The 23,747-nt window shown below is 69.3% G+C and carries 21 protein-coding genes, 3 tRNA genes and 2 pseudogenes; 13 read left to right on the forward strand and 13 right to left on the reverse strand.

Annotated features, from left to right (window positions below; genetic code table 11):
* The first annotated feature begins 7 nt into the window (after positions 1-7).
* From F4561_RS17275 to F4561_RS17285, 3 genes are all read left to right on the forward strand, one after another.
* The gene (locus F4561_RS17275) at positions 8-946 is read left to right on the forward strand and encodes a methylenetetrahydrofolate reductase (RefSeq protein ID WP_312885327.1); all 939 of its coding nucleotides are present in this window, start codon (positions 8-10) and stop codon (positions 944-946) included.
* Between the two features lie 102 nt (positions 947-1,048).
* Complete coding sequence (locus tag F4561_RS17280) at positions 1,049-2,077, forward strand: sulfotransferase family protein (protein WP_184580353.1); 1,029 nt, start codon at positions 1,049-1,051, stop codon at positions 2,075-2,077.
* Positions 2,078-2,360: 283 nt separating this feature from the next.
* Positions 2,361-3,269: an SDR family NAD(P)-dependent oxidoreductase gene (locus tag F4561_RS17285; RefSeq protein ID WP_184580355.1), complete on the forward strand. Its 909-nt coding sequence runs from the start codon at positions 2,361-2,363 to the stop codon at positions 3,267-3,269.
* A gap of 111 nt (positions 3,270-3,380) precedes the next feature.
* Here F4561_RS17285 and F4561_RS17290 read toward each other — a convergent pair whose 3' ends face one another.
* Entirely contained in the window at positions 3,381-4,079 is a 699-nt protein-coding gene (locus F4561_RS17290; protein WP_184580357.1) for a GntR family transcriptional regulator, read from the reverse strand.
* A 269-nt stretch (positions 4,080-4,348) separates the two neighbouring features.
* Between F4561_RS17290 and F4561_RS17295 the strand changes: the two genes are divergently transcribed.
* From F4561_RS17295 to F4561_RS17305, 3 genes are all read left to right on the forward strand, one after another.
* Positions 4,349-4,421 (forward strand) — tRNA-Gly (locus tag F4561_RS17295).
* 32 nt (positions 4,422-4,453) lie between these two features.
* Positions 4,454-4,527: transfer RNA gene (locus F4561_RS17300), tRNA-Cys, on the forward strand.
* A gap of 11 nt (positions 4,528-4,538) precedes the next feature.
* Positions 4,539-4,615, forward strand: a tRNA-Val gene (locus tag F4561_RS17305).
* 107 nt (positions 4,616-4,722) lie between these two features.
* Here F4561_RS17305 and F4561_RS32625 read toward each other — a convergent pair.
* The 4 genes from F4561_RS32625 to F4561_RS17325 all read right to left on the reverse strand — a co-directional run bounded on the left by F4561_RS32625 (position 4,723) and on the right by F4561_RS17325 (position 6,330).
* Positions 4,723-5,184: a site-specific integrase gene (locus F4561_RS32625; RefSeq protein WP_184580359.1), complete on the reverse strand. Its 462-nt coding sequence runs from the start codon at positions 5,182-5,184 to the stop codon at positions 4,723-4,725.
* Between the two features lie 285 nt (positions 5,185-5,469).
* Positions 5,470-5,700: an integrase core domain-containing protein gene (locus tag F4561_RS33965; RefSeq protein WP_281384242.1), complete on the reverse strand. Its 231-nt coding sequence runs from the start codon at positions 5,698-5,700 to the stop codon at positions 5,470-5,472.
* Positions 5,684-6,004 (reverse strand): DDE-type integrase/transposase/recombinase, encoded by a 321-nt coding sequence (locus tag F4561_RS33970; RefSeq protein WP_184583771.1) that lies wholly within the window; start codon positions 6,002-6,004, stop codon positions 5,684-5,686. The genes F4561_RS33965 and F4561_RS33970 overlap by 17 nt, the downstream gene beginning before the upstream one ends.
* A complete protein-coding gene (locus F4561_RS17325; RefSeq protein ID WP_312885330.1) occupies positions 5,956-6,330 on the reverse strand; it encodes an IS3 family transposase in 375 nt (124 codons plus the stop codon). The genes F4561_RS33970 and F4561_RS17325 overlap by 49 nt, the downstream gene beginning before the upstream one ends.
* A gap of 361 nt (positions 6,331-6,691) precedes the next feature.
* On the opposite strand from F4561_RS17325, the pseudogene F4561_RS32630 reads away from it, so the two are divergent.
* From F4561_RS32630 to F4561_RS17335, 3 genes and pseudogenes are all read left to right on the forward strand, one after another.
* Positions 6,692-6,892 (forward strand): annotated as a pseudogene (locus tag F4561_RS32630) (transposase family protein); the annotation flags it as partial.
* Complete coding sequence (locus F4561_RS17330) at positions 6,802-7,842, forward strand: ISAs1 family transposase (RefSeq protein ID WP_312885331.1); 1,041 nt, start codon at positions 6,802-6,804, stop codon at positions 7,840-7,842. The pseudogene F4561_RS32630 and the gene F4561_RS17330, both read left to right, overlap by 91 nt.
* A 444-nt stretch (positions 7,843-8,286) precedes the next feature.
* Positions 8,287-9,435 (forward strand): hypothetical protein, encoded by a 1,149-nt coding sequence (locus tag F4561_RS17335; RefSeq protein WP_184580365.1) that lies wholly within the window; start codon positions 8,287-8,289, stop codon positions 9,433-9,435.
* 176 nt (positions 9,436-9,611) lie between these two features.
* On the opposite strand, the pseudogene F4561_RS32635 reads toward F4561_RS17335, so the two are convergent.
* Positions 9,612-10,406: pseudogene (locus F4561_RS32635) on the reverse strand (alpha/beta hydrolase family protein); the annotation flags it as partial.
* A 93-nt stretch (positions 10,407-10,499) separates the two neighbouring features.
* On the opposite strand from F4561_RS32635, the gene F4561_RS32640 reads away from it, so the two are divergent.
* Complete coding sequence (locus tag F4561_RS32640; protein ID WP_246437218.1) at positions 10,500-10,886, forward strand: transposase; 387 nt, start codon at positions 10,500-10,502, stop codon at positions 10,884-10,886.
* A 242-nt stretch (positions 10,887-11,128) separates the two neighbouring features.
* Here the strand turns inward: F4561_RS32640 and F4561_RS33975 are convergent, their stop codons facing one another.
* The 4 genes from F4561_RS33975 to F4561_RS17365 all read right to left on the reverse strand — a co-directional run bounded on the left by F4561_RS33975 (position 11,129) and on the right by F4561_RS17365 (position 14,879).
* A complete protein-coding gene (locus F4561_RS33975; protein ID WP_184580370.1) occupies positions 11,129-11,377 on the reverse strand; it encodes a transposase in 249 nt (82 codons plus the stop codon).
* A gap of 584 nt (positions 11,378-11,961) precedes the next feature.
* Positions 11,962-13,239: an NAD(P)/FAD-dependent oxidoreductase gene (locus F4561_RS17355; RefSeq protein ID WP_184580372.1), complete on the reverse strand. Its 1,278-nt coding sequence runs from the start codon at positions 13,237-13,239 to the stop codon at positions 11,962-11,964.
* Positions 13,239-13,565 (reverse strand): 2Fe-2S iron-sulfur cluster-binding protein, encoded by a 327-nt coding sequence (locus F4561_RS17360; protein WP_184580374.1) that lies wholly within the window; start codon positions 13,563-13,565, stop codon positions 13,239-13,241. The genes F4561_RS17355 and F4561_RS17360 overlap by 1 nt, the downstream gene beginning before the upstream one ends.
* Positions 13,566-13,673: 108 nt before the next feature.
* Positions 13,674-14,879, reverse strand: coding sequence for a cytochrome P450 (locus F4561_RS17365; protein ID WP_184580376.1), 1,206 nt, complete (start codon positions 14,877-14,879; stop codon positions 13,674-13,676).
* A gap of 91 nt (positions 14,880-14,970) precedes the next feature.
* On the opposite strand from F4561_RS17365, the gene F4561_RS17370 reads away from it, so the two are divergent.
* A complete protein-coding gene (locus F4561_RS17370; RefSeq protein WP_246437219.1) occupies positions 14,971-15,909 on the forward strand; it encodes a LysR substrate-binding domain-containing protein in 939 nt (312 codons plus the stop codon).
* A 249-nt stretch (positions 15,910-16,158) separates the two neighbouring features.
* On the opposite strand, the gene F4561_RS17375 is transcribed toward F4561_RS17370, so the two are convergent.
* Positions 16,159-16,857: a PaaX family transcriptional regulator C-terminal domain-containing protein gene (locus F4561_RS17375; RefSeq protein ID WP_312885611.1), complete on the reverse strand. Its 699-nt coding sequence runs from the start codon at positions 16,855-16,857 to the stop codon at positions 16,159-16,161.
* Positions 16,858-17,551: 694 nt separating this feature from the next.
* Between F4561_RS17375 and F4561_RS17380 the strand changes: the two genes are divergently transcribed.
* Entirely contained in the window at positions 17,552-19,663 is a 2,112-nt protein-coding gene (locus F4561_RS17380; RefSeq protein WP_184580381.1) for an McrB family protein, read from the forward strand.
* On the forward strand, positions 19,656-20,921 hold the full coding sequence (locus tag F4561_RS17385) for an McrC family protein (protein WP_184580383.1): 1,266 nt from the start codon (positions 19,656-19,658) through the stop codon (positions 20,919-20,921). The genes F4561_RS17380 and F4561_RS17385 overlap by 8 nt, the downstream gene beginning before the upstream one ends.
* A 685-nt stretch (positions 20,922-21,606) precedes the next feature.
* On the opposite strand, the gene F4561_RS17390 is transcribed toward F4561_RS17385, so the two are convergent.
* Complete coding sequence (locus tag F4561_RS17390; protein WP_184580385.1) at positions 21,607-21,873, reverse strand: site-specific integrase; 267 nt, start codon at positions 21,871-21,873, stop codon at positions 21,607-21,609.
* Positions 21,874-22,283: 410 nt separating this feature from the next.
* Complete coding sequence (locus F4561_RS17400; RefSeq protein ID WP_184580387.1) at positions 22,284-23,738, reverse strand: MFS transporter; 1,455 nt, start codon at positions 23,736-23,738, stop codon at positions 22,284-22,286.
* Between the last annotated feature and the right edge of the window lie 9 nt (positions 23,739-23,747).

Genomic DNA, 23,747 nt, shown 5'->3' on the forward strand with positions numbered 1-23,747 from the left:
CCGCCCGGTGCCTTCTCTGGCCGAGCTTCTCACCGATCCCGCGCCGGCCCGGCCGGTGATCACCGCGGAGTGCCCGATGGTCGACGGGGGCGGCCTCGACACCATCTCCGAACACGTCAGGCGCCTGGCCCCCTATGTCGACGCGCTCAACGCCACCGACAACGCCGCGGCGCACGCGCACGCGTCCAACGTCGGTGTCGCGATCGCCCTGAAACGGTTCGGGGTGGAGCCGATCATGCAGGTGGCGTGCCGCGACAAGAACCGGCTCGCCCTGGAAGCCGACATCGTCGGTGCCGCCCTGCACGACGTGACCACGATCTGCTGCATGACCGGCGACGACATCACGGCGGGCGACGAACCGGAGGCGCTCCGGGTGTTCGATATGGACTCCCCGCAGCTCATCCGGACCGCGAGCACACTCGCCCGTGGCCGGTACCTGTCCGGCCGCACGCTCGACCCCGCTCCCCCGCTGCTGATCGGGGCGGTGGAGAACCCTGGGGCGCCGCCGTACTCCTACCGGGTGCGCCGCGGACTGAAGAAGGCAGCCGCGGGGGCGCGCTTCCTGCAACTGCAGATCTGCTACAACGAGGACCGGCTGGCCGAGTTCACCAAGCTGGCCGAGAACGTCGGGCTCAGCCGGAAGGTCGCGCTGCTGCCCACCATCTGCCTGGTCAAGGGCGCGAAGGCACTGCGCTTCATGAACGAGAAGGTCCCGGGCATCTCCGTTCCGGAGCCGGTGATCGAGCGCGTGGCCAACGCGTCCGACGAACGGGAGGCCGCTTACCAGCTCGCTCTGGAGCAGGCCAGGGACGCGCTCTCGCTGCCCGGCGTGCGGGGACTGCACTTCACCGACTTCAGGCACGACGACGCTCTGGGCCGGATCGTCGCCGACCTGGGGCTCCCGACCATCCGCAGCGCGCCGGACGGCGAGGCACTCGCGGTGTGAGGGGCCACGGCTCCCAACTCGGCGCGCCCTCCGGAGATCCGGGGAGCGCGCTTCGTTGTGTGGGCGCGACTCCACCCCGCGATTCGCTATATGTTGGTCACCATGGCGCCACCCCCTGACCGGACGATCATCGTCCTCGGCTGCCCGCGATCGGGCACGACCCTGCTGCAACTCATGCTCCACGCACACCCGCGCATCGCTGTTCCCCCGGAGACCCGGTTCGTGCTCGACACCTACTGGCGCCGGCGGGAGTTCGGGGACCTGCGGAAAACCGCGAACCGCACGGCACTCGCGGAGCACATCGTGCGGCAGAAACGGAGCCGCTTCGGCGACCTCGGAATCGACCCGGAGCAGGCCGTCGCCGGGATCGTCAACGGCCCGCCCACGCTCGGGTCAGCGCTGAGCAGCGTGTTCCGCGAGTACGCCCGGCGGTTCGACAAGCCCAGGTGGGGCGACAAGCGGCCCGGCTACTACCAGCACATCGACGAGCTGCTCCGGATGTTCCCGGACGCCCAGATCGTGCACCTGATCCGCGATGGCCGCGACTGTGTCGGCTCGCTCAAGCAGATGGACTGGTACCGCCACGACAGCGTCACCGCGATGGCCACCTGGGCCGAGGCCATCGACTACGGCCAGGCCGCCGCGCGCAGGCTGGGACCCGACTCCTACTACCAGATGTACTACGAGAACCTGATCGATTCCGCCGAGGAGGAACTGTCCGCCCTGTGCGCGTTCCTCGGCGAGGAGTTCGACCCCGCCATGTGCGAGCCGAACCAGGTGGCCGACGTCGCCGTTCCCAAACGCAAGACGTGGCACGAGAACACGCACCGCGAGGTCAACCGGTCCAGCAGCGGTTCGTGGGAGAAGCGTCTGGAACCGTGGGAGATCAGGCTGAGCGAGACGGTGCTGGGTTCCCGGCTGCGGCAGAACGGCTACGAGCTGTCGGGCGCACCCCGCGCCGCGGCACGCGACGTCGCCCGCTACGCCAAGACCGCCACGATGCGTCGGCTCGCCCGCCGCAAGCGCCGGTTCCGCGACCGCTGGTGGCGACTGAACGAGCCCACCCCGAACATCGCCGCGGTCGACACACGTTCCGGCCACCGCCACGCGGCCGGCTCCGAGGAGGGCTGACCCGCCCCGAGCGACACGCCACCGCAGTCGGGCGCGGCGGAGACTCCCGGTAACCGTTGCCCCCTGCGTGGGCGGGCAGCGCATCGCGCTCGGTGGTCACAGGAGTACCCGGAGCCGGTGGCCACCGGACAACGCCGAGCGCCCTTGCGTCCACCCCGCGGCCGGGCGAAGGACGCCCGCCGCGGTCGAGCCATTCCCCATCGCAATGCCGCCTTGTTGACGATGTCAACAAGGCGTTCCTATTGTGGTTGACAAAGTAAACCTAGCACCAAGGGGAACAGCGATGGCGCTCGGGGACACCCACGGCCAGACACCCGCCAGGCGGCGCGCAGTGGTCACCGGGGCGAGCAGCGGCATCGGCGAGGCGATCGCCCGGCGCCTGGCCGCTGAAGGGCTCGCCGTCGACATGGTCAGCCACAGCCAGGCACGACTGGAGCGAAGCGCGGCGCGTATCCGCGGCGCGAGCCCCGACGCCGAACTACGGCTGGAACGCGCGGACCTGTCGTCGATCGCCGAAACGGCGAAGCTCGCCGAACGGCTGGCCGCGCCCGAACCTCCGGACATCGTGGTCAGTAACGCCGCCTGCACGGTTGACCCCGCGGAGACCACGCCCGAGGGGGTCACCCGGATGCTGGCCGTGAACCACCTCGCGCCCTACCTGCTGCTGCGGTCGCTGGTGCGCCCGATCGGCGATCGACCGGCTCGGTTCGTGATTGTCGGCGCCGACCCCGGAACGCTGGCCCGCCTCCCGGTGGACCTGGACGACCTCCACCTGCGGCGAGACCGCCTCCGCGGCCCCTTCCCCAGCTTCCGCCCCGCGCTCGGCTACGGCCGGACCAAGAACATGAACGCGATGTTCGGCTACGCGCTCGCGGCCCGCCTCCGCGGCTCGGCGATCACGGTGAACGGGGCCCATCCGGGGGTCATCCGCGACACCGGGCTGGGCCGCAATGACCGCGGGCTGCTGCGCGTCCTTGGCCGCGTACTGGGAGTCTTGCCGATGCCCGGACCCGACACCGGTGCCGACACCCCGTCCTGGCTCGCCACCTCGCCCGAGGTGGCCGGACTCACCGGGCGCTTCTTCGCCAAACGCCGCGAGGTGCCAACCGCCCCGCACACGACAGACGTCGACCGTTGCGACCGGCTGTGGGAGGAGAGCGCACGGCTGGTCGGACTACCAGTGGAGCTGTGACGGTGGTCAACGGCGACCACAGGAGCGACACACCGGGAACCGTGCAGGAGACCGCGGCGACGCGTGGCCGGCACCGCGGCACACCCGGACGCGAACCGCGCGCCGGCCTCGCTACGCCTCCTCCGAGGTCTGAGCGCTGGCATGCGCGAGGTACATCCGCCGGGTCGCGTCCGTGTGCTCACGCATGAGGCGCCCTGCGGACTCGGGGTCTCCAGTGGCGATGGCGTCGATGATCTGGGCGTGCTCGTCCCAGGACTCGCGGCCCCGGTACTGCACGACGAAGGCGTAGAACCAGCGCACACGGCGAGCGACCTGAGCCGCCAGATCCGCGAGAACCCGGTTCCCGGAGAGCTCGGTGACCAGGCGGTGCAGCTCGGCGTTGGCGTCCTGCACCGTGTCGTAGTCGCCGCGTTCCAGAGCGGCGACACCCCGGCGCCAGAGGTCGCGCAGCTGCTGGATGTCCTCGGCTCCGGTATTGCCGGCGGCCAGTGAGGCCGCCTCCGTCTCCAGCAGGGCGCGCACCGCGAGCAACTGCTCGGCCTCGCTCTCGCTCGGCTCGTGGACGAACGCCCCGTACCCCGGACGCAGGTCCACCCACCCCTCGTTGCTCAGCCGCTGCAGCGCCTCGCGCACCGGCTGCCGGGACACACCGAGCCAGTCAGCGAGCTCCGTCTCGACCAGGTGCTGCCCGGGCGGAAGCTTGCGCCGGACGATGAGGTCCAGCAGCGCCTCGTACACGCTCTCGCGCAGCGGAACAGGGCGCTGCACCGGGGACGGCAACACCCCTTTGCCGAGATTCGGTGCGGGCATCAGTTCGCGACTCCGTACTCCATCGCCTTCGGCACGCCGGACAGTCAGGCCCCAGACTCCCTGAGCGCCTTCGGGACCCTGGTCGCCCCAGTCTAGACGCGCGCCCGGGGCGGCCAGCGTCGCCTCCAGGCAGCACCCGGCCGCAAGCGGCCCCGTACGCGCCCCACACCCCCACGCCGCACCGCGCGATTTGCCGCATGCGGACTTTCCGATAAAGTTGCTTACTGCGGCGCGGCAACGGGACGAAGTCCCAAACGTTCGGCCGGCGCGCGGACGTAGCTCAGTTGGTAGAGCATCACCTTGCCAAGGTGAGGGTCGCGGGTTCGAATCCCGTCGTCCGCTCGGAGACCGGGGGGTCATCCCCACCTGAATCCGGTGGAGTGGCCGAGAGGCGAGGCAGCGGCCTGCAAAGCCGTCGACACGGGTTCAAATCCCGTCTCCACCTCCAAGTACGGGCTTGGGCGGTTAGCTCAGTTGGTTAGAGCGCTACCTTGACACGGTAGAGGTCACTGGTTCGAGTCCAGTATCGCCCACCAGTATCACCGCAGGTCAGGATGGGTCTCTCAGATCTCTCCACGGAAGGCGGACACCGCCGTGGGAGATATCTGGGAGATCATCTTTTTTCGGAGGGGTAGTCGGCCCCTCAGGCGGCATCGTCGCGGTAGTGCTCACGGGTGAGTTCCGGGACGAATGACGCCAGTTCTCGTTGCTCTGTGTGATCAAGACTGGTGATGCTGTCCCGCCATCGCCGGGTAAGCACGTCCAGGATCCGAGCCTTGGTATCGGCGGTGACGTGTTCGTAGACGTTGGCCATGCCCGGCATCCGATGGCCCAGCCGCGCGGCCCGGCCGACTTCGGGGATGCCGTCGTCGGCCAGCCACGTGCGATGGATGTGGCGGCCCTCGTTGAAGGTGAACCCGGGCAGGATCGGCGCCCGCAGCCACGCCTCCTGGCTCTGGGGCTGCCCGTCCCAGGCGGGGCGCCAGAACCGGGCCCGAAACGCGCCGCGCCGCAGCCGCCCGCCGGGCGGGCCGGTGAACACCGTCCGGCCCGGTGCCACCGCGGCGAGCAGGTCGACGTAGAGGGCGTTGAGGAAGCCGGGCAACGGGATCCAGCGCTTGCCGGCCGGGGTCTTGGGCCGTTTCTGGCCAGCCGCCCGGCGGTCTCTTGGAGCGGGGTGCGTACCGGGATGGCGTGGTTGACCTCGTCGTACTCGTGGGACTCCAACGCCACAAGCTCCGACCAGCGCGCCCCGGTGTAGGCGTTGAGCAGGCACAGCACGAACCCGGCGCGGCCGAACGTGTGGTGCAACCGCATCGCGGCGCGCAGCACCTGCACCGGTGTGGCGACCTGTGAGCTTCTCCCGCTTGCGCGGACGCCGTCGGTGAGGTCAGCCGCGGGTGCCGGAGGGCAGGTTGAGCCCTTCGAACGTGGCGGGACTGCGCATTCCGATACTGGAGTGACGCCTATGAGGATTATACCAGTATTCTATCCATTCGAAGATCGCTGTGGCCAATTCCTCGCGGGTTTTCCACGGTCGGCTGTCGAGTAACTCCAACTGCATCGTCGCCCACAGCGACTCCATCATGGAATTGTCATAGCAGTCACCCACCGTTCCCATCGACCCGAGAAGTCCGGCATCGCGCAACCGCGTCCCGAATGCCCACGACGTGTACTGGGTCCCGTGGTCGCAAATGCAGGATCGTAGAGCGCGGCAGCGGAGTGCGCCGTGCGACGGCCATTGCCAGCGCATTGACCACTAGGTCGGTGTCCTGGCGGCCATCCATCGACCATCCGATAACACGCCGCGAATAAGCGTCCATCACGGCAGCGCAGTAGAGTTTCCCTTCATGGGTGGGGTGTTCGGTGGTATCGGTCAGCCAGAGGCGGTCGCGCCGAGCGACATGGAAGCGGCGCTGGACCAGATCCTCCTCGGTGGCGGGGGGGTGGCCCGGCCGCGGCGGGTCCGGCGCCGGTTGAGGCCCTGCAGGCCGGCATCGCGCATGAGGCGCTCCACCCGCTTGCGGTTGACGCGCTCGCCCAGGCCCAGCACCAGTTCGGCGTGCCCGCGCGGCGCCCCGTAGGTGCCGCGCGATTCCTCGTGAATGGTGCGGATCATCTTCGTGATTTCCTTGTTGCGCTGGGCGCGCGGCGATTCGGGCCGATCGCGCCAGGCATAGTATCCCGACGTGGAGACGTTGAGTACTCGCCCGTGCAACCGCGACCGGGATCGAGTCGGCCACACATTCACGGACCAGCGAGTACATTACTGTGGGAGTACATTCTCACTGGCAAAATAGGCTGCGGCCCGCTTGAGGATCGCGTTCTCGGCTTCCAATTGCTTGGTGCGGCGGCGCAGCTCGGCCAGTTCCTTCTTCTCCGCATTGGTGGGTCGGGTGCAGGGCTCGTGCGAGTTCCCGAAGCGTGCGGTCGGCCGGGTTCGGGGTGGATCCGGCCGGATACGCAGACAGGCACGGGCTTCGCGATCATTGTGGTGTCCAGCCGCATGATCCCGAAGGTCTTCCGCGCCTCCCCTGCCATCATCCCCGATCCCCGCCCCTCGCACTCTTGACACCCGCGACATCACGGACCTGCGCCCCTACCTGGAGAAGATCCCCGACCCCCGCTCCCCACACGGCCGCTGGTACCCCCTGACCAGCATCCTCACCATCTGCGCCTGCGCCGCGGTCTCCGGAGCCAAGACCATCGAGGAGACCGCCGAATGGGGACAACGCACCCCGCAACACCTCCTGACGGCGATCGGTGTCCGTCCCCACCCCTTCCGCCGGCGGCACTCCCCGGCGGCCTGCACCATCGACCGCGTCCTGACGCGCATCGACGCACACGCCCTGGACTCCGCCATCGGCGCCTACCTCGCCGACCGCCACCGCGCAGCCACCGAGGACACCCACGACAGCTCCACCCGACCCCAGAACCCGCCGCCCGCACACGACGCACGCGCCGTGGACGGCAAAGCCCTCAAGGATCGGCCCGGCTCGACCAGCCGCGCCGCCACCTGCTCTCGGCTCTCACCCACCACCCGCACCTCACCCTCGCCCAGGCCGAGGTCGGCGCCAAGACGAACGAGACACGCCACTTCCTCCCCCTGCTGGAGGGCTTGGACCTGGCCGGGCGCGTGGTCACCTTCGACGCCCTCCACACCGTCAAGGACCACCTCAAGCGGCTGGTCCAGGACCGGGGCGCCCACTATGCGGCGGTGGTCAAGACCAACCAGCCCACCCTGTTCGCCCAGGTCTCGGGCCTGCCCTGGAAGAACGTGCCGATCGCCCACAGTGTTTCCGAGACCGGGCACGGCCGCCGCGAGTCCCGGTCGCTCAAGGTGATGGGGATCGCCGACAGCCTCGGCGGGATCGCCTTCCCCCACGCCCGGCTCGCGTTGAGGGTCCACCGCCGCCGGCAGCAGACCGGCAAGAAGCAGACCCGCGAGACGGTCTACGCCGTCACCAGCCTGGACGCCCACCGGACCACGCCCGCTGAGCTGGCCGCCCTGATACGCGGGCACTGGGCGATCGAGAACTCCAGCCACCACATCCGCGACGTGACGTTCGGCGAGGACGCCTCCACGATCCATGCCGGTAGCGCTCCCCGCGCGATGGCCGCGCTACGCAACCTGGCCATCGGCGTCCTGAAGGTGGCGGGGGCGAACAACATCGCCAAGGCCACCCCCGCGATCCGGGACCTACCCGAGCGGGCACTGCCGTTCTGCGGGATCAGCTACGAACCCGACCCATCGGGAACTTGAACGAGCCCTGCCTCGGTCCGGAGGCGGTTTGGGTGAGATGACCGTGCTCGGCATACAGGTTGAGTGAGACGACCTCGATCACCTGGTGGCTTGCCTGAGACCGGCCGGGTGCTACCTGACGCTTTGAGTGAGAAACCACGAGAAAGGTTGCGCTTCGAGTGAGACGGTGGCGGGTTCCGTGAGACCGGACAGCTCCATCACGGTGTGCAGGGGACTACGGGATTCGCGCAGCCGACTTCGGAAGCTGACACCCGACTTTGAAACAGCCCTGCCGCGAACCGGGAACTTTGACACCGGTGACGGCCCCGGACAAGATGATTCGATGGACGTTACTCCCCCTTCCAGTCCACCCCGCCTCCCGGACCGCCCTCCGAGGAGTCTGAGGACCCCGGCCACTTCGGCCCGCACCCGCCCGCGGAGCGAAACCGGCCAGGCCGGGGCACCATGAGGGCACTGGCGATCGCGGGCGCGAGCGTGGGAACCGTCCTCACCGTTGTGGGCGGCTATGTCGTCTACGACACCTACCTGAGAGTGGACCCCCGCGAGGACCTTCTGGCCGCTGCGGCCCTGGTCGAGGAGGCACCGGGGTTGCGCGTCGAGGCCACACGCTCCTACACGATCGACCACGACGAGGCGGTCGATCGCACCGAGGACGGTGTCGCCGCGCAACTGTGGCCCGAGGGCGAGACCGAGTTCGAGATGCACTACGCGGGCGGCGCCGAGCAGGTTTTCAGCATCGAACCCGTCGACCTAGACCTGGGCTACGCACTGGTTGCCAACGCCGACGGTGCATTTGTCTATACCGAGCCGGGCGTCTCCATCGCCTTTCGGGAGGAGGATGGCGCTAACGCCGACGGCGGATTCGTCTATGACGGGACGCGCGACCCCATCACCATCCGAGAGTTGGACGGCAGCAACACCGGTGAGGAGAAGTCCGCGCAGTTTCCGCCCGATGACTACGGCCCAGAGCTCTTCGCTCGCCTGTTGTCCTCGCTGGCGGAGGATGAGGGCCTGGAGTTGCTCGGCTCCGACGATCCCGATGCCGCCTCCTACGAGGGTCTGTTGGTCGAGGGAGACCTGGCTGCCTGGGACCTGGATTTCGGGCGCGTGCGCCCTCAGGATGGGACCGGGCGCGTATGGCTGTCGGAGGCCGGGGCCCCGGAACGGATGGAGTTCACCGTCAACGAAGCCCGGTTCGTGCTTGAGCTGTCCGTTCTGGACGAGCCGGCGGCCCCGCCCGTCCCGGAGGACCACCATGAGCGTGAGTCGAACCTCAACGACTTCTGGTGGCCGGTCAACACGCACCAGCTGAGCCACCCCTTCTGCGACCGGGTCGAGGCGGACGGGCAGGAGTGGTTGGTGGTCACCCACACCTGGACCCTTGCCTGCGAGGAGGCCGTGTCGATCGCCGACCAGATGGTGTCGGAGGACCACGATCCCACGTCTGCTTTCCAAAGCGGCCCCTCCGAACCGATCGAGATCGGCGGCCTGGAATGCGTGTGGTCGCGGCGCGCCTCCGATGACGACGCCTGGCGGCCTGACCTGTGCCACGACCCCAGCGGCGCTGTGGTCCTCAACCTATACTCCCGCTGACCGCGTACCGTGCGGGTCCGCCCTTTCGAGGACCTCAGCCCCAGGTGACCGCACATCATTCCGGCAGGAAGGGGCGGTAGGGCCCAGGCTCTCCGCCCGACCACGCACCCGTGGAGGGAATCGGGAAACGGGAACGGCGGGCCGCCGCCGGCGGCCCGCCGTTCCTCACGCAGGGATCATGTGCCGTAAGGCCAGGTGTCCCGGTAGTCAGAGTAGTTCGAGAACCAGCCCGTGCGGGGCGGCGGGCACAGGAACTGCTCGTACCGCTCGTCCTCATCCACGAACAGCTTCAGCCAGGCGATGCTGTTCCGGGCGATGGGGGTGTTGTTGGTGTTCGGCGCGAAGTGGCTCGCACCGTTCAGCTCCACGTACGCCCTGTCCAGAGAGCCGTCCAGGCTCTCGTAGAACGGGATGGCGTGGGAGCGCGTCGAGGCGACGGTGTCGTTCTCGGCGCCGATGATCATGGTGGGCACTGTGACTCCCGACCAGTTCTTCTGGGTGTGCCACGGGGTCAGCGGGATCGCCGCCTTGAGTTCGGGGCGGTCGTTGGCGGCCGCGAGCGTGCCGCCGCCCATCGAGTGACCCATCACCGCGAGGCGGTCGGCGTCCACGGTGTCCGTGACGGCGCTCCGCTCGACCAGGTAGTTGAGCGCGGCCCCGATCTGGCGGCCACGGCTGTTCGGCTGGTCGTAGCGCGTGTTCGTGTCGATGGTGAAGATCACGAAGCCCTGGGACGCCAGGCGATGGCCCAGCCACGACATCGTCGAGCTGCTCGCGGTGTAGCCCGGAGCCACGACGACACTGCCGAAGGTGCCCTGGCTGGTGTCGGTCGGATAGTAGATGGTGCCGCCACCGAATCCCCTGAAGAGAGACGACACGGAGGTGGTGGCGGTGTCGAAGGGGCCGCGGAGCGCCTCGACGCTGGACACCGTCGGGTCCGGGCCGCGCTGGTAGTCGGCCCCCTGCGCCGGGTCCGCCCCTCACGGCGCCACGCCAAGAAGCTCACCCCGCTGGAGAAGCGGACCGGGTGGCGCTACGCGGTCCTGGCCACCAACATCGGGCAGATGCACCGCATCACCGGCTCGCACCAGGTGCAGTTCCTGGACGCGCTGCACCGCGACCACGTCGAGGTGGAGGACCGGGTGCGCACGAACAAGGCGATGGGCCTGGCCCGGCTGCCGTCGAAGTCCTGGCGGGTCAACAAGGGGTGGGTGCTCACCTGCAACCTGGCTGCGGACCTGGACGCGTGGCTGCGGCTGCTCACCCTGCACGATGACCAGGAGCTGGCCCGGGCCGAGCCCGAGACCATGCGGTTGCGGATCTACCACCTGCCCGCACGGCTGGCCTGCCACGCCCGCCGCCGCTTGGTGCGAATCGAGCGGACCTGGCCCTGGGCACAGGCGTTCACCACCTCCTGGGCCAGGCTGACCGCCCTGCCGGCCCTCACATAAGGGCCGGGCCCTGTCCCGACGAGCAGCAGGAAGGAGGAAGCGCGCAGTCTCCGGGCTGGTGGAACCCGGCGCACCCGCGGCGTCACGCGAGGGCCCGTCCCTGCCCGGACCAGGAACATCACGGGCGAAGCGCCGGATCAGAAGACGGGATCGGCCCCCTGACGAATCGGGGTTAGACACCTTCATAATCTCGGGTCCCGTGCCTACTTTTGTATGTCCTATACCAGCTCAAACCGGGCCATCTACGCGACCCGGGAACTTGAACGAGCCCTGGGTCGGGTGGCGTCGCCGGCCGGTTTCTCCTCGGCGGCGGCCTGGGCGACCCAGTTCTGCAGGCACGAGCGACTGGTACCGAGGTCTTTGGCGAGCGCGACGGTCGACTTGTGGCCCTGGCGCGCCAGCGCGACAGCACGACACCGGGACTCCGGCGGGTAGGGCTTTCGGCACGACGAGCAAGCTCCTTCGGTAGTCGTCGAACCGCAGTCTCTCAACCACCGTGTCTGTTGAACGGGGGCAAGACCAAAGTGTCCGCGCTACGGGGGAAGTTCACCCGCGGCTGACCTCACCGACGGCGTCCGCGCAAGCGGGGGAAGCTCAGATGGACAATCACCTGAACACCCAGGTCACGAAGCCCACCACCGCACATCCGCATGTGCTGCGCACACGACACACCACACGAAGCCACCGGGGACCTGTCCGGCCGGCCAGACCCAGCAGTGTCGGCAACCCAATCGCGGCTCTCTGCGTTTCCGGTCCACCCCACATCCGTGGGGCTCGGTGAGGGAGAGGGAGAGGGAGGCCCGGTGTGGCCAGTGGCGGTTCATCCCCACGTCCGTGGGGCTCAGGTGCTTCGGCGGCGCATGCTCCACGACCATGAGGACCGCGCCGCCCCACTCGCCGCCCACACCCATGCCCTGGACGAGTCTGAGTACGACCAGCAGGAGCGGCGCCCAACGACGGTCAGGGGGTGGACGGGCCTGTCCGACGAAGCAGAAGCAGGGGTGGCGCTGGCCCCGGCCATCGTTGGCTTCGTATGCGGGGGTGTTTCCTGGTTGCGGGTCAGGGCGCCCACTACTCAGGCGCGGGCCGTTGCCGCGGACTTCAGGTCGAAGGTGAGCTCCGCGGCCTCCTCCGGGGTGATGGGGATGCTGCGGGCGAGAAGCTTGCGCGCTGCCATGTGGTCGACGGGCCTGTTGACCGACTCCACGGCCGCCAGTTCGCCAGCGGAGAAGCGGAACACCGAGAAGCGGCCGGCGGCGGGGTCGCCCCGTACGACCGCGCGGTCGTAGGCCTCCGGAAGGCCGGCGATCTGGAGGCGCAGCTCGCCTTGGTGGCTCCAGAACCACGGCACGGCCGGGGCACGTTCGTCCTCCATGCCGTGTTCTCCATAGGGCGTTCCCCGGACCCCCGCGATGGCGGCCGCAGCCCGCTTTGCCTGACCGATGGCGCCCGGCACCGACTCCAGGCGGATCAGCGCGCCACCCGGACCGGGCTGGGCGGCACAGTCGCCCACGGCGAACACGCCCGGCGCGCTTGTGCGGCCGTGCTCGTCGGTGATGATCCCCTTGGCGCAACCTTCCACGAGCCCGGCCTCGGCGGCCAGCCCTGTGGCCGCTACGGCGCCGATTCCCACGACGACCACGTCAGCAGGCACCGTGCGCCCGCCGGCGAGCTCCACCCCCCGCACCCGACCGGCCGTACCGAGAATCCGGCGGACACCGGTGCCGGTCAGCACCTCCACGCCGCGCCGCCGGTGTGCCGCCTCCGCGTGGTCGGACACCACTGGGGTGACCACCCGCGCCATGCAGCGCGGCGCGGCCTCCACCACGGTGACCCGGTGCCCGGCGGCGGCCACCGCCGCCAGCTCCAGTCCGATGAAACCTCCTCCGACGACCACCAGCTCACGCGGGCGGGTCAGCCACTCGCGCAGAGCCACCGCCTCGGCGAGCGTGCGCAGGTAGCACACCCCGTCCAGGTCCGCGCCGGGGACCGTGAGCGGCCGGTTGCGGGCGCCGGTGGCCAGCACGAGGTGCCGGTAGCCGAGCCCGCCGCCACCGTCCAGCAGAACCCGGCGCTCCGCGGGCAGGATCGCGTCGACCCGCCGGCCGGTTGCCAGCTCGATGCCGCGGTCGGCGTAGAAGTCCGCCGACCGCAGCTCCAGCCCGTCCGCGTCCACCCGGCGGCTCAGGAAGTCCTTGGACAGCGGCGGACGCTGGTAGGGCGCCGTGGGCTCCTCACCGAGGAGGGTGATCGGCCCGACGTAGCCGTAGTCGCGCAGGCAGGCCGCGGTCTCGACCCCGGCCTGCCCGGCGCCCACTACCACGACCCGGCTGCCCTGTGTGGCCGTGCCCATCAGCTCTGGCTCTCCGGGACGTCGACCTCGATCTCGTCGAACGCCTCGCCCGCGAACAGCTGGCAGCCCAGCCGACTGCGCTCGGAGTCGCGCCCCGCCGCAGCGCAGTCCAGCATCTCGTCCTCGTCCTCGCTGACAGCGGGGAGCCCGGCGAGGCGCTCGGGGCGGACGTAGACATGGCAGGTGGCGCACATGGCCTGGCCGCCGCATTCGCCGACGATCCCGGCGACGCCGCCCGTGACGGCCGCACGCATCACCGAGGTGCCCGCCGGGGCGTCGACGACATCGTGGGTGCCGTCGGCATGGTTGTAGATGATCTTGGGCACGGGTGGCCTCCCTTCCCTCGCTGCTCTCGGGTGGTTCGATGTGTCGAGGCGCCGTGAAACGGCGGACCTCCCGAGACCCCCAGGGGACTCGGGTCGCGGTGGTGGCCGTCAGTGGTCCCAGGCGACGGGCAGGTCGAGCAGGCCGCGGAACACCCAGCCACCCGCCCGGACGGGACGGCGTCCGGAGAGGCGCAGCCCGGGCAGCTGGTCGAACAGCATCGGCAGCGCGACCTGGCCCACGGACGCCTTGGCGACCCACGCGCCCAGGCAGTAGTGGGCACCGCTGCCGAACCCGAGGTGGGCCTTCCTGGGCCGGTCGATGTCGAAGGCGTCGGGGTCCTCGAACTGGCGCGGATCACGGTTGGCCGACCCTACGACAACGCCGAGCCTGGCCCCGGCCGGCAGCATCGCGCCGCCCAACTCGACCTCGCGGGTGGTCTGCCGGGGATACATGCCGATAGGGGACGTCCAGCGCACCGCCTCGTCGAAGACCACGGAGAACAGGCGGGGGTCGGTCAGCACCCGGGTGCGCTGCTCGGGATGGGTGAGCAGCGCCCAGACAGCGACCCCGAGGACGTCGCGGGGCTCGTTGAGGCCGCCGCCGATGGTCACCTTGACGTTCGCACTGATCTCCGCCGGGCTCAGCGGGTCCTCGGCGTGCAGCATCGCCGAGATCATGGAGTCGTCGGGGTTGGCGCGCAGGCGGGGAAGCGCCTCTGCCAGCGCGTCGTCGACGGCCTGGGTGGCGGCCTCGGACCGGGCCCACACGGTCGGATCGTCGGCATAGTTGCCGGTACCGTCCATCATCGCCTGCGACCACGCGGTGAGGTCCTCGGGGGAGACTTCCGGCAGGCCGATGATGTCGCGCAGGTTGGCCGCGGCGTAGGGCGCGGCGAACTGGCTGACGAGCTCCGCTTCCCCAGCGTCGCGCATCTCGACGAGGAGGCGCTCGGCGTTGCGCCGGAACAGCGGGGTCCAGGTCTCCTTCACCGCCTTGGGGCGTAGCGGGACGCCGGCGGCCTTGCGCTCGCGGGCGTGGGAGGCGCCGTCCTTGCGCAGCAGGCTGTGGCCCATCACCCGCTTCATGAGCGAGCCGGTCTCGTCGGCGCTGAAGGTCTCGGGGTCGTTGTCCACGTGGTGGACGTTGGCGTAGCGGGTGACGAGATAGCGGTTGGCGGCCGGCACCCACGCCACCGGTGCCTCATCCCGCAGCCGCGCGTACACCGGATACGGGTCGTCATGGAGGTCGTCGAGCCGCACCCAGTCGGCGGATCGGGTCGAGTGGGCCGGGGAGAGCTCCTGGTCCAGGGCCATACGGCGCTCCTTGTGTCGCTGGTCACCGTTCCTGCCCTAAAGTGACACCACTCACAAGCTCAGGTAAAGCACAGAAAACCTTGGAGTAGTATTGGAAAAACTCATAACCCTTCCTCGGGTCTCGCTGCGCCAGCTCGCCTACTTCGTGGCGGTCGCGGATACCGGGACGCTGAGCGGGGCCGCTGAGCGCATGCGCGTATCGCAGTCGGCGGTGTCACTGGCCCTGGGCGACCTGGAGCGAGTGCTGCGGGTGCAGTTGTGCGTGCGGCGCAAAGCCCACGGGATCACCCTGACGCCGTCCGGCAGGAACGTCCTTCGCCAGGCCCGGGAGCTGCTGCACCAGGCCGACGAGCTGGAGGCGTCAGCCTCCGGGGCGGAGGGCGAGCTCAGCGGCGTGCTGGTCGTGGGGGGCTACGTGACCCTGGCGCCCACGGTGCTGCTGCCGTTGATGCAGGGATTCGGCGCGCTGCATCCGGGCCTCGCCATCGACTTCGCCGAGGGGACCCAGGACACCCTGGAGCCACGGATACTCAGCGGGGAGCTGGACCTGGCCGTGATGTACCACATGGACCTGTCGCCGCGGACGGCGCGGACGGTGCTTTTCACGCTGCGGCCGCACGCGCTGCTGCCCGCCGACCACCCCCTTGTCGACCGGCTCTCGGTGTCACTGCATGACCTGGAGTCCGAGCCGATGGTGCTACTGGACGCCCCGCCAAGCTCGCACCACACCCTGGCCCTATGCGAGCGGGCGGGGGTGGTGCCGCTGGTCCGGTACCGCACGTCGACCCTGGAGATGGCGCGGGCGCTGGTCGGCCGGGGCATGGGCTACTGCCTGCTCGTCACCCGGCCGCCCAACGACCGCACCTACGAGGGCCTGCGGGTGGTGCCCAAGGAGATCGCCGAGCCGGCGGAGGAGGCGCTGGTGGTGCTGGCCTGGCCCCGGGAAGCCCGGCTCAGTCGCCAGGCCCGCGAGTTCGTCCGGTTCTGCCAGGACAACCTGCACCTGGTCCGGATGCCACGACCGGAGTGACCTGCGGCAGCAGGCTTGTCAGATTATCGGCAACAAGATACGTGGTTTAGTATCGGCCGAGCGTTCCAGGGCCCAAGAGCGCGTCAGGCCCCTGGTCCGCAGCGGAACCACCAGCAGGGTTACGGCCTCACCTGCCTCCTCCCCGCCACCCCGCTCAACAGCCGCACCCCTCAACGCACCAGCCGAGTTAGGGAACGGTCCCCGAATCAACGACTCGGACCGCGAGCGAAGGGCGCCGCGGCCCTGCTTCTACGCCTGCTGGGCTGTCTCCGCGTCGATGATGTCGCTGACGTAGGCACGTGCCGCGGGGCCGAGTGCCCGGTGGGCTTCATGGAAGATGGTGTAGGAATGGTCGCCCGGCCAGGGCTCTGGGGTGAGTTCGGACGGCAGTTGGGGGTCTCGGAACAGGAAGTGCCGATAGCGCGAGATAAGTGAGGTCCGCGCGACGAGGGCGTCAGGGCCTTCCACGTGCGTCGCGGCCCCGGAAGGACGTCCCCATTGTCTGCGGTTCCCATCGTCGATGGCGGTGAGGCAGGGCGCTTCGGGTCCGAGCCGCTTGACCCACGCCTGGTGAATGTCGCTCAGCAGCCGGGGCAGGATGACGGCCGGCACCTGCTGGATGCGAGCACCCGAGTCGAGGTCGACGGCGTGCAGCCACACCTCGCGGCTGCGCATCCACACGTTCTCCGACACGGGCACGTCTCTGCCCTGGGCGGTGACCACAGTCGTGTTCCACTGGTCGGCGGGGAGGTCCCGCCATCGAACGTCCAGATCTATCGCGGCATGGTCGACCAGGTTACGCAACGCCTCGGGGTTGAGTGTCGCGCCAGCACGGATCTCCTCCTCGCGTGCCTCCGGGGAGGCGTACATCGGTGCCGGTATGTTCGTCACCGCCCAGCTCACCAGACGCGCGAGGGCGTGGGCGTTATAACCCGCGTGCGCGGGAATCTCGGAGCAGCTCCCTCATTCACCCACATAGGCGCAGTGGTTCTCATTGTGCTGGGTATCGTCGGCGCATTACTCCTGATGTGGAGGAGCTGCTGACGTTTAAAGGGTGGTGCCGAAAGGCTCGGGGGAGTCGAAGTCCGGTGTGGGCCGGTAGCCCGTCGAAGGGGTCGGGCATGCGCGCGTGCTCCATGCTCGAGTCCGTGGCGCTGGGTTGAATAGATCCGAGCAGCAGAAGCTTCCCGACGGCAGTAAGGAGACGCCCGGGTTGGAACGAAGGAGGCTGTCCGTGCCCGAGAGTCGACATCGCTACCTCCACGAGCGCCTCGGCGATCACGACTTTCGTCAGCTCGTCAACGCTCTGCTTTTGGGTCAGTTCTCCGACTACACCTCTACGAGAGGAACCTTCTGTAGCGCGGACACCTGAGGTGAGGGCAGGCATCATCCCGCTCAGGCGACGACGGGGCCCGCGCCAGCATGCACCACGAGGGCCCAGGCGGGGCGGAGTCGGTGGGGCAGCGGCTTCGATGTAACAGTCAGCCAAGGGCGTATCCCCCGCAACCGGCGCACCTCTCGCGCCGTTGCGAAACCGACACCGGCGGCCTCGGGAACCCTCCAGCGCCGAACCCCGCATTCCTCTAGCATTTTACGCGAAGTCGACATCGTGGAGCTGCTACCGGAAACGGACGCGGAGGGTATGGCCAACGGAATCGATCTCTCCCGGGCGGCAGCCGAGTTCGACCCCGCTGACGCGCGCGAGCGGGTCGAACGCGCCCGGGACGACCGGCAGCGAGTGACCGACGAGTTCCCCCTGGATCGGTGGCCCACACTCGCGTTGGAGAGCTACGCGCTGGGCGCCGCACCGCAGGAGGGCACCGGCTTCTGCCGCCTGATGGAGTTCGGCACCGAGGCCCTGGGAAGCATCCGGGGCGGCAGTGCCGCCAAGCACATCATCTACCTGCACAACGACGGCCGATGGCGGCTGTCCGGCCCGCTGGTCGGTATGGAGGCGCACAGCGCGTGGGAGCGGCTGCGCACCGAGTTCGTCGCCGCCTTCGAGGCCGCTGAGGCCGAAGACTTCGACGCGCTGGACGACCTGGGCGCGCTGCGTTTCGGCCAGGCCCTGGTGACAAAGACGCTAGCCGCCTACTTCCCGCAGCACTTCCTGCCGGTTTACTCCGCCGCGCACATCCGCCACTTCATCGAACTATTCGGCGGAGCGACCTACCAGGCATATGCAGGCTCCGAGTGGGCGTGGGGCGCCAACCGGCGGCTCTACGACCTCGTCTACAGGAACAAGGCCTTCCGCGAATGGGATCCGGACACCGTCATTCGGTTCCTTTACCAGAACTACGACCCGCGCCAGTCCGGCCGCGCCGTCTACAAGATCGCGCCCGGGCGCCAGGCCGAGATGTGGCCGGAGTGCCGCGACAACGGATTCATCTGCGTCGGGTGGGACGAAGTCGGCGATCTGGAGAGCTACGAAAACGACGCCGAGCTCAAGACTGCCCTGGACACCCACCGTCCTGAGCGCCCAGGGGGGCACAGGGCGCTGGCCCGCAACCTGCTCGCCTTCCGCGACCTGCACCCCGGCGACGTCATCGTGGCCAACCGCGGGAAGTCCGAGATCCTCGCCCTGGGAACCGTCTCCGGCGCCTACGTTCACGACACCGCGCGCGAGCGCTACCGCAACACGGTCCCCGTCGACTGGGACGAGTCCTACGCGCAGACGCTGGAGCCGCCCGAAGCCGGCTGGCGCCAGACGTTCGCCAAGGTCAAGCCTCTCCTGATGCACCGCATCGAGGCCAACCGCGCTGGTCGGGGCGGCACCCCGGCGGAGGAGCCCGCTCCGGCACCCCAGGTGCGGCGCATTCTGGACGTCTTGGACGCCAAAGGCCAGGCCATCCTCTACGGCCCGCCCGGCACCGGGAAGACCCGCGCCGCGCTCTCCGCCGCGCTCGCCTGTGCTGGACGGCCCGAGGCCGCGGACTACGCCGCAGAGGACCGCCGCCGGGCGATCGCCGACCTTCTCGACGGCGCCGCCTCCGGCAAGGCCTCAGTCCGCATGGTGACGTTCCACCCCTCCTACGGATACGAGGACTTTGTGGAGGGGTACAAGCCGGCACCCGCGGCCGACGGCTCGGGGCTCAACCTGCAATTGACCGACGGAATTTTCCTGGACGTCTGCCGCGAAGCCGACGATTCGCCGGACCGGCGCTTCCTGCTCATCATCGACGAGCTCAACCGGGGCGACCTGCCGCGTATCTTCGGTGAACTGGTCACCTTCCTAGAGAAAGACAAGCGCGGCGTGCCGGTGACCCTTCCCGTAAGCAAGCGCCCCTTCCGCATCCCGCCCAACGTCGTGCTCCTCGCCACGATGAACACGGCCGACCGCAGTGTCGGACACATGGATGCCGCCATTCGGCGCCGCTTCGGCTTCGTCGAACTCGGGCCCGACCTCGATGCGGTCGCCGGGACGGTGGGCCCGCTGCCGCTCGCCACGTTCCTCGGCGAACTCAACCTGCGGATCACGCGCCACCTCGACGCCGACCACCAGTTGGGCCACGCCTATCTGATGCGGGACGACGAACCGCTGTACCGCGAGGAGGACCTGGCCTCCGCCTTCTACACCGACATCGCACCGCTGTTGGTCGACCATTGCCTCGGGCGCGCCGAGCTGCTGCATTCCCTGCTCGGCCCGCTCCTGGACCCCGATACCGGGGCACCCAATCAAATGGCGGCCGGCGACCTCGCCCGCGCCCTGGCCGCCGAGTTCGCCCCCGAGGGCGACGACGGCGACAGTGACTGAGCGGCCGGAGTACCGCCTGCGCGAGTACGGGGCGGTGGAACTGGCACAGCAGAGCCTCACCGCATCCGACCTCGTGCACTTGCGCGCACTCGCGAACGACCGCCTCCTCTCGGTGCAGGCGTCCTCCGGCGGCTGGCGGATCACGGCTGGCAGCGTGACCGGTGCCGTCTCCCTCGACCGCATCAGGCTGGTCGTCGAACCCAAGCTGCCCATCAGCGGAGAGCAGCTCATCCGGTGGCTGTGCTACTCGCTTCGCATCGCGGAGGTGCGGACGGAGGTGGTGCGCGGTTGGACGACGGGTCCCGGCGGCTTCGCCGATCTGGTCGTGGCCGCGCTGCTGGCCGAGTGCCGCGCGCTCGCAGCCGACGGACTGCGCCGCGACTACGTTCTGCGCGAACGGGTCGAACCGGTCCTGCGCGGGCGTCTCGACGCCACCGCACAGCTCGCCCGGCGCTACGGCAGGATCGACCGGCTGCACGTCCGCGCACACGAACGCGACGCCGACATCTGGGAGAACCGGGTCTGCGGCACCGCCCTAGCCGCGGCGGCCGAGACCGTCCGCGACGCAGGGCTGCTGCGCGCCGTCACCCGCACCGCGGCCTCCTTCCCTCGGTACCGGAACCCCGAGACGGCCCTCCGCGCGCTCACCCGCGCGCGCTACACCCGCCTGAACCTCCGCTACCGGGCGGCGCACACCTGGGCGGGCCTGGTCCTGGGCGGCGGTGGGGCCACCGACCTGCTCGACCTCACAGAATGGCGGGCGGGGACACTGCTCTTGGACACGCCGGCTCTGTGGGAGTCCGCGGTCCGCCGCATGTGCGAGGAGAGCGCCCGCAGGCTCGGCGGGACAACACTCGCCGCCTCGGGGGCAAGAAGCCTCACCGTCCGCGGGGACCTGGGACGTCCGAGATTCCTGCGTCCCGACGTTCTGGTCGGCCTCCCGAACATGGACGGGTTGCTGCCGGTCGACGCCAAGTACAAGGATTACGGCGCCGAAGCCGTGTCCCGGGATGACGTGTACCAGCTCCTGACCTACAGCGCCGCCTACAGCGGGGTGCGCGGCGGTGCCGTGATCGTCTACCCGGACGGTGCCGGTCCCGCCCGGCGCACGCTCGCCGTCGGCGGGCCCGCCGGTCGCCTCGGGAATATCACGGTCGTGGGGGTCAATCCCGCCGCCGACCCCGAGGATGCCGAAAGGCAGGTCGGAGCGGTGCTGAACGAGTCCGCGCCGACCGGGCGCCCGGGAGGCGCGGCATAGTCGAGCGTAGGCTCGGCCCTCCGATATCCGGGCGGGCTCGGTCTCACGCCGGACACGCACTGGCACTGATCGAACCGGAGGCGGATGCTCCATCGGTGCTCGGATGTTGGGGACCGGCTTGTGATCCGGAAACGCCGGTCTTGTGCATACCCCGCATCGGACCCACAGAACATGCAACACGGATGCACGGGTAAAGGGCCGTGGTCACGCTGCTGTCCGTCGAAATGCTCCCTGCTGTCCTAGCTGCTTGACCAACCGGCCCCAGCGCTGCTTCCGACCGAAGACCGCCGCGATCTCACCTCCGGTCGGCAGAGAACCATCGTCGCGCCGGTGGTCCAGCGCCCAGTTCCAGGCCTCGACTTGGATGGGGGGCACGGCCACTCCCCCAGGCTCGACAGGGCCGAGCATCGGAGCCGCACCATTCTCATCTCTGACAATATGGAGCCCTGCACGCCTGCGGTGCTGGTATCCCCATCCCGGTCCGGGGCGCGACTGTCGCTCCTGCCGAGCGCCTCATCGTCTGCGTACGCAGTTCGCTCGCTGTGGGCGGCTACACGGAAGTTGCGCATGAGCAGTTTGTAGGCTCCCATCAGGGCGAAGCTTGGCCAGGCACGGATGACTCGCGACCACACGGTCGGGTCGGCCACGGCGACGTTGGCGGCCAGGGACGCGGCGCTGCCGACGATCAGCAGCGTCCAGGGCAGCACTCCCCCGCGCCGGCCCTGCCGGCCATCCGGTGGCCCAGCCGGGCCGCCCGCGCGACTTCGGGAACCCCGTCGTCGGCCAGCCACGTGCGGTGGGTGTGGCGGCCCTCGTTGAAGGGGAAGCCGGGCAGGAGCGGTGACCGCAGCCACGCCTCCTCGCTCTGGGGCTGGCCGTCCCAGGCGGGGCGCCAGAAGCGGGCGCGAAAGACTCCGCGCCGCAACTGTCCGCCGCGGGCCCCGGTGAACACCGCCCCCGCCCGGTTCCACCTCGTCCCGCAGGGCGACGTAGAGGGCTCTGGCACGGATTCGGTGAAGCCTCGCTCTGCTCCGATCAGGCAGTGAGCAGCACCCGCTTGCGCAGCAGGTCGGGGTTGGCGCGGCCATACATCTGACGTTTGAGCATCTTGAGCCGGTTCACGTGTCCCTTCGACCACGCCGGAATTGCGCGGCAGCGTCAGCCCGGCTACGACGGCGTCCCATCGGAGCAAGACCACAGCGGCGCGGGGGATCGCGCCGATGCGAGCGAAGCCTCCGGCGGACGTGTCTTCTTGGTCGTTGGGCCGTTCACTGGAGGTTTTCGTTCAAGTTCGGGGTGGCACGCCCGTGGTTACCGTTTCGTTGCTGGTTACCCCGCTACGACCCGGTTGCCACACACGCCCTAGAGGCGATAGGCCGACGTGATGCCCAGCCTCCGCACCAGGACGCCGGCGGCCACAGCGGCGAGCACGTAGCAACCGGCTAGAACTCCGATACTGCTGTACACCCCCGTCGCCGTTTGCACGTTCTCTCCGGCGACGACCGTGTCGGTGGCTGAGAGCACCGCCGAGACCACGAAGGTCATGACCACTGAACTGATCGCCAACATGACCATGACCAGGCTGGACATGACGGCCTGCTGTTCTTCGCGCGCGTGGATCGCCATCATGTTGAACCCGGAGGTCATGAGCGCTCCCGCCGAGAGAGCCATCAGGAAGGAGAAGAAGAGGGCGGCGTAGAGGTCGGTGGCCCCCAGGAACATGCCGATGGTGCCCACCGTGCCGATGGCCGCGCCGGCGGCCAGTGTCGCGGGCGGTCCGACGCGAGTGGCGATCCATCCGGCCAGCGGCCCCGCGATCATCATTCCAACCCCCGGCAAGCCGAACAGCAGGCCGACGGTACCGGCCGGACCGGCGAGCCCGTATCCGAGCTGCTCATCCGGCGAGACGTGCGCGATGATGCTGATGATCGGGTCGATCGCCCGGACCGCACCGGCTCCGAGTACGAGCACGAGGAGGGTGAGCACCAGCGGCCGGTTCAGGTTCCGGATGTCGATCACCGGCTCGGACTTGCGGCTCGATACCAGGAACCACCGGGCCAGTGCCGCGGCGCCGCCGCCAAGCACGATGAGCGGTCCCACGGCGAGCCAGCCGAACTCCGGCCCGAGACTGATGTAGCTGAGTACCGCTGCCAGACCTCCGCCGAGCAGAACGGCTCCGGCGACGTCGACGGTGCCCGGTGTCTTGTTCGTGGATCTGGGGATGAGGGCGCGCACGCCGATCACCGCGATGATCGCGATCAACGCCGCCGCGACGAACACGACCCGGTAGCCGAACTCCGCGGCAAGCACCTCGTAGAGGAACGGGGTGGCGATGCCGAGGACGCCGGCGCCGGTCCCCACGATTCCGACGATGGGCATCGCGATACGGGGTGCGCAGAGATCGCGGACGATCGCCATCGAGAGGAACATCGCCGCCACGGCGGCTCCCTGCACCAGGCGTCCGAAGACGAACACCCAGATGTTGGGGGCCGCGAGGCACACGAGGGAGCCTACGCAGGCGATGAGCAGCGAGATCACGAGCATTCTGCGTTTGCCGTAGATGTCGGCGCACTTGCCGATCAGCGGGGCCCACATCGCTCCCGCCAGCATCGCGCTAGAGCCCAGCCACGCCGCCTGGTCGGTGCCGAAGTGCTCGAGCATCCGAGGAAGGACCTGGGTCGGCGCCAGGATGACCGTGTCAGCCAAGGCGTTAACCACGATCAGTGCGGCCAACTGACTGAAGAGGAGGGCGCTCCAGCGGGTGTGTTTGCCTGCGTCCGGCGATTCGGGCGGACTGTCGTCAATACTGGTGTGCATAAAGCGCTC

Source organism: Lipingzhangella halophila (assembly GCF_014203805.1).
GTDB lineage: Bacteria > Actinomycetota > Actinomycetes > Streptosporangiales > Streptosporangiaceae > Lipingzhangella > Lipingzhangella halophila.

Excerpts from the sequence above, each read along its gene's own strand:
- F4561_RS17365 (WP_184580376.1), bottom strand. The coding sequence starts at position 14,879 with ATGGCCCTGGACCAGGAGCTCTCCCCGGCCCACTCGACCCGATCCGCC.
- F4561_RS33965 (WP_281384242.1), bottom strand. The coding sequence starts at position 5,700 with ATGGGAACGGTGGGTGACTGCTATGACAATTCCATGATGGAGTCGCTG.
- F4561_RS17355 (WP_184580372.1), bottom strand. The coding sequence starts at position 13,239 with ATGGGCACGGCCACACAGGGCAGCCGGGTCGTGGTAGTGGGCGCCGGG.
- F4561_RS32640 (WP_246437218.1), top strand. The coding sequence starts at position 10,500 with ATGCACCGCATCACCGGCTCGCACCAGGTGCAGTTCCTGGACGCGCTG.
- F4561_RS17400 (WP_184580387.1), bottom strand. The coding sequence starts at position 23,738 with ATGCACACCAGTATTGACGACAGTCCGCCCGAATCGCCGGACGCAGGC.
- F4561_RS17380 (WP_184580381.1), top strand. The coding sequence starts at position 17,552 with ATGGCCAACGGAATCGATCTCTCCCGGGCGGCAGCCGAGTTCGACCCC.
- F4561_RS17280 (WP_184580353.1), top strand. The coding sequence starts at position 1,049 with ATGGCGCCACCCCCTGACCGGACGATCATCGTCCTCGGCTGCCCGCGA.
- F4561_RS17285 (WP_184580355.1), top strand. The coding sequence starts at position 2,361 with ATGGCGCTCGGGGACACCCACGGCCAGACACCCGCCAGGCGGCGCGCA.
- F4561_RS17290 (WP_184580357.1), bottom strand. The coding sequence starts at position 4,079 with ATGCCCGCACCGAATCTCGGCAAAGGGGTGTTGCCGTCCCCGGTGCAG.
- F4561_RS17330 (WP_312885331.1), top strand. The coding sequence starts at position 6,802 with ATGGGGACAACGCACCCCGCAACACCTCCTGACGGCGATCGGTGTCCG.
- F4561_RS17335 (WP_184580365.1), top strand. The coding sequence starts at position 8,287 with ATGAGGGCACTGGCGATCGCGGGCGCGAGCGTGGGAACCGTCCTCACC.